Origin of the sequence: Acinetobacter sp. YH16031 (genome assembly GCF_013417335.1) — a bacterium.
Classification (GTDB): Bacteria; Pseudomonadota; Gammaproteobacteria; order Pseudomonadales; family Moraxellaceae; genus Acinetobacter.
The window spans coordinates 52,643-65,771 of record NZ_VPED01000015.1; the positions used below are offsets into that span (position 1 = coordinate 52,643).

General features: G+C 42.5%; 15 protein-coding genes. 13 read left to right on the top strand and 2 right to left on the bottom strand.

Annotated features, from left to right (window positions below; translation table 11 throughout):
- Window positions 1–4: 4 nt before the first annotated feature.
- The 11 genes from FTV31_RS08510 to FTV31_RS08560 all read left to right on the top strand — a co-directional run bounded on the left by FTV31_RS08510 (window position 5) and on the right by FTV31_RS08560 (window position 8,072).
- Window positions 5–601 carry a 6-carboxytetrahydropterin synthase gene (locus FTV31_RS08510; protein WP_180014267.1) on the top strand — a complete coding sequence of 199 codons (597 nt, stop codon included), beginning with the start codon at window positions 5–7 and terminating at the stop codon, window positions 599–601.
- 45 nt (window positions 602–646) lie between these two features.
- Window positions 647–1,360, top strand: a complete 714-nt coding sequence (gene ung / locus FTV31_RS08515; RefSeq protein WP_004783992.1) for a uracil-DNA glycosylase — start codon at window positions 647–649, stop codon at window positions 1,358–1,360.
- Window positions 1,357–2,478, top strand: coding sequence for an enoyl-CoA hydratase/isomerase family protein (locus FTV31_RS08520; protein ID WP_180014269.1), 1,122 nt, complete (start codon window positions 1,357–1,359; stop codon window positions 2,476–2,478). The genes ung and FTV31_RS08520 overlap by 4 nt, the downstream gene beginning before the upstream one ends.
- Before the next feature lie 6 nt (window positions 2,479–2,484).
- Entirely contained in the window at window positions 2,485–3,000 is a 516-nt protein-coding gene (tadA, locus tag FTV31_RS08525) for a tRNA adenosine(34) deaminase TadA (protein ID WP_180014271.1), read from the top strand.
- A 62-nt stretch (window positions 3,001–3,062) separates the two neighbouring features.
- The gene (locus FTV31_RS08530) at window positions 3,063–3,497 is read left to right on the top strand and encodes an SRPBCC family protein (protein ID WP_180014273.1); all 435 of its coding nucleotides are present in this window, start codon (window positions 3,063–3,065) and stop codon (window positions 3,495–3,497) included.
- Between the two features lie 14 nt (window positions 3,498–3,511).
- On the top strand, window positions 3,512–4,195 hold the full coding sequence (cmk, locus tag FTV31_RS08535; RefSeq protein ID WP_180014275.1) for a (d)CMP kinase: 684 nt from the start codon (window positions 3,512–3,514) through the stop codon (window positions 4,193–4,195).
- 110 nt (window positions 4,196–4,305) lie between these two features.
- Window positions 4,306–5,982 (top strand): 30S ribosomal protein S1, encoded by a 1,677-nt coding sequence (rpsA, locus tag FTV31_RS08540; protein ID WP_004783987.1) that lies wholly within the window; start codon window positions 4,306–4,308, stop codon window positions 5,980–5,982.
- A gap of 164 nt (window positions 5,983–6,146) precedes the next feature.
- Window positions 6,147–6,452 (top strand): integration host factor subunit beta, encoded by a 306-nt coding sequence (locus FTV31_RS08545; RefSeq protein WP_005097312.1) that lies wholly within the window; start codon window positions 6,147–6,149, stop codon window positions 6,450–6,452.
- A 22-nt stretch (window positions 6,453–6,474) separates the two neighbouring features.
- Window positions 6,475–6,840: a lipopolysaccharide assembly protein LapA domain-containing protein gene (locus FTV31_RS08550; RefSeq protein ID WP_005236124.1), complete on the top strand. Its 366-nt coding sequence runs from the start codon at window positions 6,475–6,477 to the stop codon at window positions 6,838–6,840.
- Window positions 6,841–7,082: 242 nt separating this feature from the next.
- A complete protein-coding gene (gene pyrF, locus FTV31_RS08555) occupies window positions 7,083–7,763 on the top strand; it encodes an orotidine-5'-phosphate decarboxylase (RefSeq protein WP_373686981.1) in 681 nt (226 codons plus the stop codon).
- An 87-nt stretch (window positions 7,764–7,850) separates the two neighbouring features.
- Entirely contained in the window at window positions 7,851–8,072 is a 222-nt protein-coding gene (locus FTV31_RS08560; protein WP_125279018.1) for a hypothetical protein, read from the top strand.
- Window positions 8,073–8,174: 102 nt separating this feature from the next.
- On the opposite strand, the gene FTV31_RS08565 is transcribed toward FTV31_RS08560, so the two are convergent.
- Together FTV31_RS08565 and FTV31_RS08570 are read right to left on the bottom strand one after the other, a co-directional pair.
- Window positions 8,175–9,083, bottom strand: coding sequence for a lysine exporter LysO family protein (locus FTV31_RS08565; protein WP_180014279.1), 909 nt, complete (start codon window positions 9,081–9,083; stop codon window positions 8,175–8,177).
- A gap of 65 nt (window positions 9,084–9,148) precedes the next feature.
- Window positions 9,149–10,645 carry an NAD(P)/FAD-dependent oxidoreductase gene (locus tag FTV31_RS08570; protein ID WP_180014281.1) on the bottom strand — a complete coding sequence of 499 codons (1,497 nt, stop codon included), beginning with the start codon at window positions 10,643–10,645 and terminating at the stop codon, window positions 9,149–9,151.
- 144 nt (window positions 10,646–10,789) lie between these two features.
- Here FTV31_RS08570 and FTV31_RS08575 point away from each other — a divergent pair, with 144 nt between their 5' ends.
- A complete protein-coding gene (locus FTV31_RS08575; RefSeq protein WP_180014283.1) occupies window positions 10,790–11,797 on the top strand; it encodes an AraC family transcriptional regulator in 1,008 nt (335 codons plus the stop codon).
- Window positions 11,798–11,880: 83 nt separating this feature from the next.
- On the top strand, window positions 11,881–13,032 hold the full coding sequence (gene zapE, locus FTV31_RS08580; protein WP_166135048.1) for a cell division protein ZapE: 1,152 nt from the start codon (window positions 11,881–11,883) through the stop codon (window positions 13,030–13,032).
- Window positions 13,033–13,129: the final 97 nt, after the last annotated feature.

Here is a 13,129-nt window from a genome sequence, read left to right on the forward strand (position 1 = left end):
GCATATGTTAATTCGTAAGTTATTTAAGTTTGAAAATGCTCATATTGTGCGTAACTGCACCTCGGATCGCTGTAAACGTTCGATCCATGGTCATAGTTATAAAGTTGAGTTATTGCTGAAAGCGTCGAAGTTGGATCATGGCCAGATGGTATATGATTTTGGTCTGCTCAAAGGGGTGATTAAGGATTTCTTTGATTCTTTTGATCATGCGATCTGCTTCTGGCAAAAAGATGATCCTGAATATATTCAGGCATGTAAAAACTTTAGTGCACGCTGGGTATCTTTGCCGGTTTCACCGTCTGCAGAACAGTTTTCACGTATTTTCTTCTTCTTGGCTCAGCAGGTATTGGCATCCACCATTACTCAGAATGGTGAAGGGGATGTTGAAGTTTATTCTGTGATTGTTCATGAAACTGATACCGGCTATGCGCAAAGCTTCTTGGAAGATATCCAGAATGAACAGATGGGTCCACTTAGCCTGGAACAGATTGAATTCTCGGAGCAGGTGCGGGCAGAGTGGACAGATCCAGAGATGTTTGCGAAACTGAAACAGGGTCTTCCATTTCATAACCCGGCTGTGGAACTGCAAGTCCAGCCTTAAAAATTCAAATATAAACGCAGACTGACATAGATTTAGGATTGAAGCATGTCTTTAAATGAACAGCAAATTGCGAAACTGAATAAAGTTCAGTTAGATGACAGCTGGAAATATGGACTCAGTGAGTTTTTATTGAGTCCAAAAATGGATGCGTTAAAAACGTTTTTAATTGAAGAAAAAAAAGCAGACAAGGTGATTTATCCACCGAATCACCTGATTTTTAATGCTTTGAATACAACGCCATTAGACCGAGTCAAAGTGGTCATCATTGGTCAGGACCCTTATCATGGCCCGAATCAGGCGCATGGTTTAAGCTTCTCGGTGCAAAAAGGGGTTGCATTACCTCCATCTTTACGTAATATTTTTCATGAGTTACATAATGATTTAGGCGTAAAAATCCCTAAACATGGTGATTTAACTCATTGGGCGGAACAGGGTGTACTTCTGCTCAACGCTGTACTGACTGTAGAGGCAGCACAGCCAACTTCACATCAGAAACGTGGCTGGGAAGAATTCACAGATCACGTCATTGATGTATTGAATGAACAACGTGAACATATCGTTTTTATTCTTTGGGGCGCATACGCACAGCGTAAAGGACAGCGCATTGATCAAAATAAACACCTGGTCTTAAAGGCAGCACATCCTTCGCCTTTGTCAGCAAACCGGGGTGGTTTTTTTGGTTGTAAAGTTTTTTCGAAAACGAATAATTATCTCAAACAACATGGCATTGAGCCTATAGATTGGCAGCTGGACGCATGACTTATTCTCCTGTAACTAAACCTTACCATCCGGACCTGATTGTTGAACAAGCCAATAATGGCTGGCGCATTGTTCGCCTGAATCGTCCAAAATCATTACACGCTTTAGATGAATCTCTGGTTTCTGCACTACTGGAAGTTTTTCAGGACTTTCATGCAGATGACAGCGTAAAAGCGATCTGGTTAGATTCAACTACGCCTAAAGCATTTTGTGCTGGTGGCGATGTGCGTAAGCTGCGTCAGTTAGTAATTAATGATGAAGTGGCAACGGCCAATAAGTTTTTTGAACAGGAATATGCGTTAGATTTATTACTACATAACTATGCCAAGCCGGTATTGGTGTGGGGTGAAGGTTATGTTATGGGTGGTGGTTTAGGCCTGTTTATGGCGGCTCCATTCCGTTTGGTGACGCCGTATTCACGTCTGGCCATGCCTGAGATTAATATTGGTTTATATCCAGATGTGGGTGCGACCCGCTTCCTGGCAGACCGTGGAGCGATTGGCCTGTTTACAGGTTTAACGGGTTCCATTATGACTGCTGCGGGTGCTTACGGTATTGGCTGGGCGACTCATATCTGTGATGCACAGCGTGATTCAGTATTAGATAAGGTCGTAAATATAGACTGGGAACATTATCCAGCTGGGGATTTCCGTGCGATTGATGACACCTTGAACAGCATGCACCGTCCGGTAGGCCCGGGTCCTCTGCAAAACTCACTGGATGTAATCCACAGTGTATGTCGTGGCGTAAACTTCGAGCACGATTATGAATCAATTATTGGTTTGAGTGATGCGCGTAGTGACTGGTTACGTCAGGCCAGCGAAAACCTGCAAAAAGGTTCTCCTGCAACCGCTGCTTTAAGCTGGTTATTATGGCAATGGGGTAAACAGGTTCATTCATGGAATGAAATTTTTGAACTGGAAACCCAGATTTCAGACTGGAAAATCCGTCATCCTGATTTTGTTGAAGGTGTACGTGCACGACTGGTTGATAAAGATCTGTCTCCAGAATGGCAAAAGGGTAGTAATTTAAGCCTGAAAGGCATTCTGTCTCAGAATCCACCGGTAACCACCATTGAAAGCTGGAATGAGCTACTCAAGCACTATGATGTGATTTAAGTCTGAATGTCCGAAACACAATTTACCGATGAATATTGGATGCAGCTTGCTTATGAGCAGGCTGCACTTGCTGCTGAGCAGGGTGAAATTCCTGTGGGTGCCGTGATTGTCAGCCAAAATCAGGTCATTGGCCGTGGCTACAATGCGCCTATTTCTTTAAATGATCCGACTGCCCATGCTGAAATCGTAGCATTACGTGAAGCTTGTCAGAACCTGCAAAACTACCGCCTGCCTGAAGATGCCGTCCTCTATGTAACTCTGGAACCGTGCACCATGTGTGTAGGTGCATTGGTGCATTCGCGTATTTCACGGGTCGTTTTTGGTACAAATGAGCCCAAAGCAGGTTCTTTGGTGAGTGCACGCAAGCTTTTTGAGACTGGCTACTATAATCATGTATTTCTATTTGACTCGGGCTGTATGCAGCAGCAGTGTGCTGAGCAGTTGAGTGCATTTTTCAAGTTGCGTCGTGAACAAAAACGCCAGCTGAAATTGCAAGAAAAATTACTGAATGCTCATAAATAAATCGAATCTAATTCGTTAAACTTTGCTCACTTTAAAATCATTTATTTTCAGGAAAAAGAAAAATGAAAAATGCGATTCAGGTAAAAAAAGAATTCCCAGCAGCGATTGATAAGGTTTTTGAATTACTGTCTAAACACGATGCTTATAACGTGGCTTTTGCGCCAATGCAGGTGGAACGGATTAAGGATTCGGCAGACCCTGAACGCCCAGATGGTGTGGGTTCTGTGCGTAGCATGGGTTTTGGTCCAGTCAAGCCGCTAAAAGAGCAAATTACCTTGCTAGAGCCGAACTCCCGTATTGAATACAAGATCGTAAAGAATCCTTTGATTAAACATCATTTGGGTATTATTGAGTTTGAAGCATTGGACGATAACAAAAGTCTGGTGACTTATACGATAGAATTGCAGGCACGTCTTCCATTTGTCAGTAAATTAATTCTTGCACAGCTCAAGACAGGGATTAAACTAGGCCTCGCAAAACTTGCAAAATCTGTATAAATAACGGGAAAGTAATGACAGTTCAAATTATTACCATTGATGGTCCAAGTGGATCTGGCAAAGGCACACTGGCTGCAAAACTTGCAGCACATTACCAGTTTCATTTACTGGATTCAGGGGCTTTGTATCGTTTATTGGGACTGTCATTGCATCACTATAATTTACTCGATGAACTAGATACTAAACTGGCTGAATGCGTACAAATTGCAACAAATTTGGACATCCAATTTGTCAGTACTGAATCAGGTGTTCAGGTATGGCTGAATGGTGAAGATGTGTCGCAAACCATCCGTACTGAACGTGTCGGTGAGTATGCTTCAAAAGTTGCTGCAATTCCTGAACTTAGAACTGCTCTGGTGGCCCGTCAACATGCTTTTGCTCAAGCTCCTGGTCTAGTGGCAGATGGCCGCGATATGGCGACCAGTATCTTCCCAGATGCACAAGCCAAGATTTATTTGACAGCTTCGGCTGAATCCCGTGCGCAAAGACGTGTAAAGCAGTTGCAGGGTATGGGGCTGGATGTTAAAATAAACGACATTTTAGCTAATATCGAAGCGCGGGATAAACGAGATATGGAACGCACTGTTGCTCCGCTCAAACCTGCTGCTGATGCGTACATCATCGACAGTTCAGATCTGAATATCGATGAAGTATTCAAGCTGATGACCACATATGTGGATCAGCAATTAGCTCAATAACCCTATTATTTCAGCAGACGCATAGCTTGATCAGTTTTATATGGACTATGTAGATGCTTAATTAAACCGGCCTTGTCTGATCCAAGACCGCTGACTTTATCGGATATATCATGACCGAATCTTTTGCAGCCCTCTTTGAAGAAAGCGAATTAAACCTCAACGTTGAAAAGGGTGCAGTCATCCAAGGCGTTGTAGTAAGCATCGACTCTGATTGGGTAACTGTTGACACTGGCCTTAAATCTGAAGGCGTTGTTGACCGTGCTGAGTTCTTAAATGAACAGCGCGAACTTGAAGTTCAAGTTGGCGACACTGTAGACGTAGTTGTTGAAGCACTTGACAACGGTATGGGTCAAACAGTTCTTTCTCGCGAAAAAGCTAAACGCGCTGAGACTTGGACTAAACTTGAAAAAATCTTTGAAGACGGCGAAATCGTTACTGGTGTTATCTCTGGTAAAGTTAAAGGCGGTTTCACTGTTGACATCGGTCCAGTTCGTGCGTTCCTTCCAGGTTCTTTAGTTGATACTCGTCCTATCCGTGATACTACTCACTTGGAAGGCAAAGAGTTAGAATTCAAAGTAATCAAACTTGACGCTAAACGTAACAACGTTGTTGTTTCACGTCGTGCTGTTATGGAAGCTGAATCTTCAGCTGACCGTGAAGCGCTTCTTGCTCAGCTTGAAGAAGGTCAAACAGTTACTGGTACTATCAAAAACCTTACTGACTACGGTGCATTCGTCGACCTTGGCGGTATCGACGGTCTTCTTCACATCACTGACATGGCTTGGAAACGCATCAAGCACCCTTCAGAAGTTGTTGAAGTGGGTCAAGAAGTTACTGTTAAAGTACTTAAATTCGACCGCGAACGTAACCGCGTATCTTTAGGCCTTAAACAATTAGGCGAAGATCCATGGTTAGCGATCATGAGCCGTTACCCTAAAGGTTCTATCGTTAAAGCTCGCGTAACTAACCTGACTGACTACGGCTGTTTCGCAGAAATCGCTGAAGGCGTTGAAGGCTTAGTACACGTTTCAGAAATGGACCACACTAACAAAAACATCCACCCATCTAAAGTAGTTCAGATCGGTGACGAAGTTGATGTTATGGTTCTTGAAGTAGACGAAGAGCGTCGTCGTATTTCTCTTGGTATTAAACAAACTCGTGCTAACCCATGGGAAGAGTTTGCTAAGAACCACGACAAAGGTGAAAAAGTTTCAGGTACTATCAAGTCAATCACTGACTTCGGTATCTTCATCGGTCTACCAGGCGGTATCGATGGTCTAGTTCACTTGTCTGACATCTCTTGGAACGAACAAGGCGAAGAAGCTATCCGTCGTTACAAGAAAGGTGACACTGTTGAAGCAGTTATCCTGTCTGTAGATGCTGAAGGCAACCGTATCAGCCTTGGTATCAAACAATTGAACAGCGATCCGTTCAACGATTTCTTAGCTGCTAACGAACGCGGTGCACTTGTTAAAGGTACTGTAACTGCAGTTGACGCTAAAGGCGCTACTGTTAAGTTAGCTGATGAAGTTGAAGCAACTCTTAAAGCATCTGAAATCAACCGCGACCGCGTTGAAGATGCGACTAAATTCCTAGAAGTTGGTCAAGAAGTTGAAGCTAAGATCATCAATGTAGATCGTAAATCTCGCTCTATCAACTTGTCTATCAAAGCGAAAGACGAAGCTGAAGAGAAAGAAGCTGTTGCGAACCTGAAAACAGCTGCTGCTGGTCAAGACAATGGTCCTAAAACTATTGGTGACTTGATCAAAGCGCAAATGAATCACTAAGAGTAGATGGTGAATTGTATTGTTAATGTAAGTTAAGTAATACTTTTTACACAAATACTGTAAACGGTAGCGTAGTATTTAATTATTGCGCTACCGTTTTGTATTTAAACAGGTTATTATCGGAAAATAGATCCCGAGTAGCTTGATAATTAAAGAGGTCGCAGATGACTACTGAAGCACTTAATAAGTCTGACTTAATAGAGCGCATCGCGCTAAAGAATCCGCATTTGGCTGAACCTTTAGTGGAAGAAGCAGTGAAAATTATGATTGATCAAATGATTGAAGCTTTATCATCTGATAACCGTATTGAGATTCGCGGGTTTGGCAGCTTTGCATTGCATCATCGTGAGCCTCGCGTGGGTCGTAATCCTAAAACTGGTAAATCTGTTGAAGTTGCAGCAAAAGCTGTTCCACACTTTAAGCCAGGTAAAGCACTTCGTGATGCAGTAAACGAATCTGCAAACAAATAAACAAGATATTTACGGGGTGTTCATGCGTTACGTTCTGGTCATTCTTTTATTGCTCGTCTTTGGCTATTCATTAGCTTTAGTGTTGCAAAACGGGACTGAGGTCTCAGTGGACTTGTTATTTACTCAAGTTCCTGCAATGCGTTTAGGGTTATTGCTCCTTTTGACTCTTTCCTTAGGAATAGTGGTTGGCTTGTTACTCGGTGTGCAGGTTTTCCGCGTTTTTCAGAGCAATTGGGAAATTAAACGACTACGTAAAGATATTGAGCATCTACGTAAGGAACAGTTGAATACTGCCAAGATGATGGCAGCAGAAGCGGCGGCTCATACACGACATGAGAAAACAGTATTAGATATTAATTCTAATGACAGGCCATCGGCACCGCTTTAGACAAAAATGAGAAGTCGAAGTAATCTACTGATTTTTTTACTTCGCCTGTTTTGATTAAACGCCTTTTAGCTTAGCTTCTAAGGCGTTTTTTATTGCTAAATTATATTTAGAAGAAATATATAAAAATTATATAAATAAATGACTTAATTTGAATCAAAAAATCATTTTTGCGAAAATATTCTTGGTTGTTATAGGGCTAGTCCGTATAATGGTTTAATTTTGTCAATTTGAAGGGTCTTCTCATGAGTATCATCGTTGCACTGGATGCTAAAAGTCAATTTGATGCCTTAACGATTACAGAGCAGCTCGATCCCGCTTTATGTCGAGTAAAGGTGGGCAAAGAGTTATTTACTCATGAAGGTCCTATCATTGTAAAAGCACTTCAAGACAAAGGTTTTGACGTGTTTTTAGATCTGAAGTTCCATGATATTCCGAATACTACTGCACAAGCGGTATGTGCTGCGGCAGACTTGGGCGTGTGGATGGTCAATGTCCACGCTTCAGGTGGTCGTAAAATGATGGAGACCTGTATTGAGCGTTTAAAAGCAGGTAACTATAAGACTCAACTCATTGCGGTAACTGTGCTGACTTCAATGGGACGTGAAGACCTGAAAGATATTGGCTTGGATATCGAGCCTAATGAACATGTAAAACGTCTGGCTCAACTGACTAAAGACAGTGGCCTGGATGGGGTGGTCTGTTCCGCACAAGAAGCGAAAATGCTGCGTGAAACCATTGGACAAGACTTTGCACTGGTCACTCCTGGGATTCGTCCTGAAGGTTCAAATGCAGACGATCAAAAACGTATTGTGACACCAAAGCAGGCAATGCTGGACGGATCAACACATCTGGTGATTGGTCGACCAATTACCAAGTCTGAAAATCCTCGTCAAACCCTAAAAGATATTCTGGCAACATTGTAATTCCGGCTACCCGATAAAAAGCCTTTCATATGAAAGGCTTTTTTTATACATTGAGAAAAGCTGTATAAAAATAAAAAGGAATTTCAAATGAGAATAATAAAGACACCAGAACAAAAGATGCTAGAACAAAGGCTGGAGATGGAAAAAATAGCAGATCAGTTTGAACAGCAGGAAAAATATAAACAACAGGCACAGTCGGGTTCATGGGACTGGATGTCAGGCCTTGATAGCATAGATATTGTAGAACTCGCTTCAGAAATGATGGAGACAGTAGTGGATTCATTGGGTAGGGCGGATATGAATTTTTAATATTCCGCAGTTTATTTTTATTTCTAATTGAATCCCCCTAAATCCCCCTTTATGAAAGGGGGACTTCTCCTCCCTTTTTTAAAGGGAGGTCGGGAGGGATTTTTAAATCACCGCCAACACACTTACCGCTACTGGCGCCAATACAGATAAAATAAAACCGCTCACCATGGCATGTGGAATAAAATCATTGCCACAGGCCTGTTTGACCATGGGTAAAGTCACATCCATCGCAGTCGCCCCTGCAGCAGAAATTGCTGATCTTGGGTAACGCCAGCCGGCACAATACATCAGTAAAATCGCAAAAATTTCCCGAAACAAGTCATTCATCAGGGCAATACTGCCCAGTTCTGCATTTTTCAGTTCTGTGACGACAACACCCGACATGGAATAAAAACCATAACCTTGCGACAACATAATCAGGTCTTTTAAATGAATATCTGGATTCCAGAAAGAATAGGCAATTGCTGCCACGCATGAACCAGCAATACAACCTGCCGGAACCAGCAGGATTTTCCAGTTCAACCATGAGCGATCAAGTGGTGAGTAGGCGAGATCCAGTCCAATTAGAAACATAAAGACCAGTAATAAATGCCAAGTGCTGATCTGAACAGAAAGCCCTATTTGAGTGGAACTATAATGCAGCAAGTATCCAGCGGCTAAGGCAAAGAACGCATAACTGATATTGACCAGTGATTTAATCACTAGCTCAGTGGATACCCGTCCAGAAGAAGGCTGGAAATCTGCCCATTTAAAGAGCAGATAACAACAGCCAAATGCCCCAATAGAGGTGAGAAAAGCAATTGTAATAGAGGTATTTAGAATCTGAGCAGGATGAGGTAATTCCGCTAAAAGTTCAGAAAACTCAAAAGCGATGGCAATCAGCAAAATATAACTAAAATACGGAAGAACCTTAAAGCAGATTTTTGTGAGGGGAGCAGGAAGCCGTTTCGCAAAAACAAAACCAAGCACTAAACAGACCAGAAGCTGGGATACTAACCAAAGCGATTGCATAATAAAAAAGTATGATAAATCAGTCTTTATTATGCCATCGCTAGCACTATGAATGTGAAGGGCTTTTAACTGGCTTTATTTAAAAAATAATAATCTGCTGCATTAAGGGTTTTGGTTTTGAGCCAGTATTTCCAGGTATAGGTAGGCCATAAGGCAAAATTTTTCCCACCTTCCTGCTGATACCAGCTAACGCAGCCAGATTGCCAGACCGTATTGTCCAGCATATGTTGGACATCCTGGTTGAATTTTTCCTGTACCTGATCTTTGACCACAATCGCATCACTATGTGATTGATCCACTAGGGCGATCATTTGCAGGATATAACTTACTTGGGCTTCAATCATAAAAAGCACTGAGTTATGTGCCAGCACAGTATTCGGTCCTAATAACTGGAACAGGTTCGGAAAACCTTTAACACAGATCCCATAATAGCTTTCGGCACCATCTTTCCAGACATCATTTAAGTGAATGCCATTCAGGCCAGTGCAGTCAAAATTTTTCAGATAAATTCTTGGATCAGTAATAAATCCGGTACCGTAGATCAGGCAGTCAATCGGACGTTCTTTACCATCTGCTGTAATAATACTGTTTTCGGTCACTTCACAAATGCCTTCAGTAACCAGTTCCACATTCTTACGGTTAAAGGTAGGGAAATATTGATTAGACACCAGAATCCGTTTACAGCCCATGATGTAGTCTGGAGTTAACTTCTTGGCAGTTTCCTTGTCCTTGACCTGATAGCGAATATAAGCTTCAGCCAGTTTCTGAGCATATTTCATGACATTTGGTTTTACGATAGGCACCACACGCGATTCATTGGACCAGTACAGACGAATCCGGTGTAACTTGCGGAACCATTCATATTTGGAAAACAGCTTTTTTTCCAAGTTATGATATAGGCGTTCATCCCGTGGAATGACCCAAGCCGCAGTGCGTTGCAAGACATAGAGCTGTTTGCATTCGGGTGCAATTTCAGGGATATATTGAATTGCACTGCCACCTGTCCCAATCGATGCGACATTTTTCCTCTTGAGATCATAATGATGATCCCAGTGAGAAGAGTGAAAGATTTTACCCTTAAATTTTTCAATGCCCGTAATATGGGGAATTTGAGGAACATGTAAAGGGCCAGAGGCAAATACTACAAACTGGGCTTCCAGAATGCTTTGATCCTGCAGATGGATCTGCCATAAGCATCGGTCTTGCTGGTAATGAACACCGCGTACTTCGGTATTCAGCCGAGCAAAAGCCCGAAGATTATAATCACTGACTAAATCTTGAATATAGCTAAAAATTTCCGGTGCTTCGGCATAGCGTTTTGACCAGTCAGTTTTGGGTGCAAAGGAAAGGGAATACATATGTGATTGTACATCACAGGCCGCTCCCGGATACTGATTATCGCGCCAGGTTCCACCAAAATCGCTATGTTTTTCTAAAATAATAAAATCATGGATGCCTTGCTGCTGCAAACGTATTGCCATCGCTATCCCGCCAAAACCGGCACCGATAATGGCCACTTTGGTATAAGGATGATTATGGTTAAGGCTTGTATTGTCCAGCATCTTCGCATTCCTTGCTTATTTTAATAATGGATAATTATCTTGATTTATTAACTGGCTATTAGATATAAAATTGATCTAAACGGCAATAGCCGACGGTTTATTTTTATAGTACAACTAGAGCTATCACATTGTATTTGTATGGTTATGAAACGTTCTGTTCTCAGTCTGATGTATCTGATCCAGGGCATGCGCAAGGCTGGCATAGAGGTCGATCAAAAACTGCAAAATATCGGCTTGCGTGTTGATGCGCTTGATCCGACTTCAATTATTCACCCAAGCGTGGAATATGATGTGCTCAAGGTGGTAGGTCAGGATATCCAGCCAGAACAGGGTTTATTGATCGGCCAGCATTATGCATTGGCAGGTTACGGGCCTTTGTTGATGTTGCTGGTGACCAGTCCAACCGTACGGGATGCGATGCATCAGGTAATTCGTTTTCAGCAATTGACGCATCTTACCGGTCAGTTGGGACTGGAGCAAAGTGAGTACCGCAGTGCGCTTTGCTATTATCCCAAGAAAACGGAAGATCATCTGGGAATGCTGGTCGCGCAAGCTGAGATTTCAGGTACATTCAAGTTTATTCGCGATATCTACAAGATGATGGGTTTGTCCAAACCTGACCTGCAGATTGAACTGCCTTTCGCCGCACCGGAACAACCTGCTACCCAGAAAATCTATCATGATTATTATGGAACACAGGTACAGTTTGATGCTGCAAGAGCTGCATTCTGGTTTGATGAGGCTATTCTGGATATCCGGATTCCTTCAGCAGATGCGGAGACCTTTGCAGTGTATGAAGCAAAGTGTCTGGCTGAACTGGAACGTCTGGCGGAAGATGCGGATGTCCCGACTGTGGTACAGCGAGTACAGGATTATCTGGAGCTGCAAACCGGTTTGATGCCGAGTATGGCTGAAACGGCTCAAGCTCTGAATATTCCAGAACGTACTTTACGCCATCAATTACAGCAGTTCGATACCAGTTATAAACAGATTCGCGAAGAGATTATTAAAGATAAAGCTTTGCGACTCATTGAATATAAACAGTATTCGATTGAAATGATTGCAGAGTTATTGGGTTATTCCGAACCGGCTGCTTTTAACCATGCCTTTAAGCGCTGGTTTGGGCAAAGTCCTCGGCAATATATAAAATAGCCTAAGTTAGTTAATGCCAAAGTGTTATAGTGTGCGTTCTAAACTCCGCTATAATTAAATAGATCCTGAATAGTACGAAACCTATGTCCGATTTTAATTCACAGCACAGCACCGCTTTTAGTCCGATCTCTCCTGCAGAACGTTATGCACAGGCTTTGTCTTCAGGACAGTTTATGCCTGATGATGCACAGGCCATGGCAGTACATGAGCTGAATCGTACCTGGCTGGAATTAATTCAGCGTTTTAAAGCTTCTAAGAAGGCCTTTCGCCGTTTCCGTCGTCAGACTTCGCCAAAAGGTGTATACATGTGGGGTGGAGTAGGTCGTGGCAAGACCTGGCTCATGGATCAGTTTTATGAGTCGATTCCATTTCGCCGTAAAACCCGTATGCACTTTCACCACTTTATGCAGCATGTGCATCGTGAGTTAAACAAGCTTTCAGGCCAGCGCAATCCGTTGGATCTGGTAGCGGATCAGATTTATAAAGATGCTGTGGTGATCTGCTTTGATGAATTTTTTGTATCTAACGTCACCGATGCCATGATCCTGAGTGATCTGTTCCAGAAGCTGTTTGAACGTGGCATTACGCTAGTAGCGACTTCGAACATTGCGCCAGATGGTTTATATAAAAACGGGATTCACCGTGACCGTTTTCTGCCAACCATTGAAATGGTCAAGAAAAACTGTGTCATTCTGAATGTCGATGCCGGTGTGGATTACCGTTTACGTGTCTTAAAACAGGCGCAATTATTCAAATATCCACTAACGCACGACAATAAAAACTGGTTGGCACATCGCTATACCGCACTGACTCAAACCCAAACCTCTTCTCAAGAGCCAATCATCATCAATAACCGCATTGTTGAAACTGTGGCACATACTGAAGATGTGTTGTGGTGTGAGTTCTCTGAACTATGCCTAAAACCGCGTAGTCCGGCTGACTTCATTGAAATTGCGAATATCTACAATACGGTATTGGTCAGCAATGTGCCGCATTTAACCGATTTCCTGAATGATGCCACACGCCGTTTCATTTATCTGGTTGATGAATTTTATGACCGTGGAGTCAAATTGCTGCTAACTTCGGAAGATAATATCGTTGATCTTTATAAAGGTGAGCGACTGGCTTTTGAAATTGAACGGACTCGTTCACGTTTGCTGGAGATGCAATCAGATGAATATCTGCATTCTGAACATCGTCAGATCGAGAAAATAGCTTCAAGCGAGCCTGAATAAATACAACAAGCGCTGGTCATGACCGGCGCTTTTTTATGCATTTCATTGCGTCAAAGATCGACAAGCTCAGCCAAACATGGCTTAATCTTGATCTAAA

Coding starts and splice junctions, on each gene's coding strand:
- FTV31_RS08510 (WP_180014267.1), top strand. CDS start 5: ATGTTAATTCGTAAGTTATTTAAGTTTGAAAATGCTCATATTGTGCGT.
- ung (WP_004783992.1), top strand. CDS start 647: ATGTCTTTAAATGAACAGCAAATTGCGAAACTGAATAAAGTTCAGTTA.
- FTV31_RS08520 (WP_180014269.1), top strand. CDS start 1,357: ATGACTTATTCTCCTGTAACTAAACCTTACCATCCGGACCTGATTGTT.
- tadA (WP_180014271.1), top strand. CDS start 2,485: ATGTCCGAAACACAATTTACCGATGAATATTGGATGCAGCTTGCTTAT.
- FTV31_RS08530 (WP_180014273.1), top strand. CDS start 3,063: ATGAAAAATGCGATTCAGGTAAAAAAAGAATTCCCAGCAGCGATTGAT.
- cmk (WP_180014275.1), top strand. CDS start 3,512: ATGACAGTTCAAATTATTACCATTGATGGTCCAAGTGGATCTGGCAAA.
- rpsA (WP_004783987.1), top strand. CDS start 4,306: ATGACCGAATCTTTTGCAGCCCTCTTTGAAGAAAGCGAATTAAACCTC.
- FTV31_RS08545 (WP_005097312.1), top strand. CDS start 6,147: ATGACTACTGAAGCACTTAATAAGTCTGACTTAATAGAGCGCATCGCG.
- FTV31_RS08550 (WP_005236124.1), top strand. CDS start 6,475: ATGCGTTACGTTCTGGTCATTCTTTTATTGCTCGTCTTTGGCTATTCA.
- pyrF (WP_373686981.1), top strand. CDS start 7,083: ATGAGTATCATCGTTGCACTGGATGCTAAAAGTCAATTTGATGCCTTA.
- FTV31_RS08560 (WP_125279018.1), top strand. CDS start 7,851: ATGAGAATAATAAAGACACCAGAACAAAAGATGCTAGAACAAAGGCTG.
- FTV31_RS08565 (WP_180014279.1), bottom strand. CDS start 9,083: ATGCAATCGCTTTGGTTAGTATCCCAGCTTCTGGTCTGTTTAGTGCTT.
- FTV31_RS08570 (WP_180014281.1), bottom strand. CDS start 10,645: ATGCTGGACAATACAAGCCTTAACCATAATCATCCTTATACCAAAGTG.
- FTV31_RS08575 (WP_180014283.1), top strand. CDS start 10,790: ATGAAACGTTCTGTTCTCAGTCTGATGTATCTGATCCAGGGCATGCGC.
- zapE (WP_166135048.1), top strand. CDS start 11,881: ATGTCCGATTTTAATTCACAGCACAGCACCGCTTTTAGTCCGATCTCT.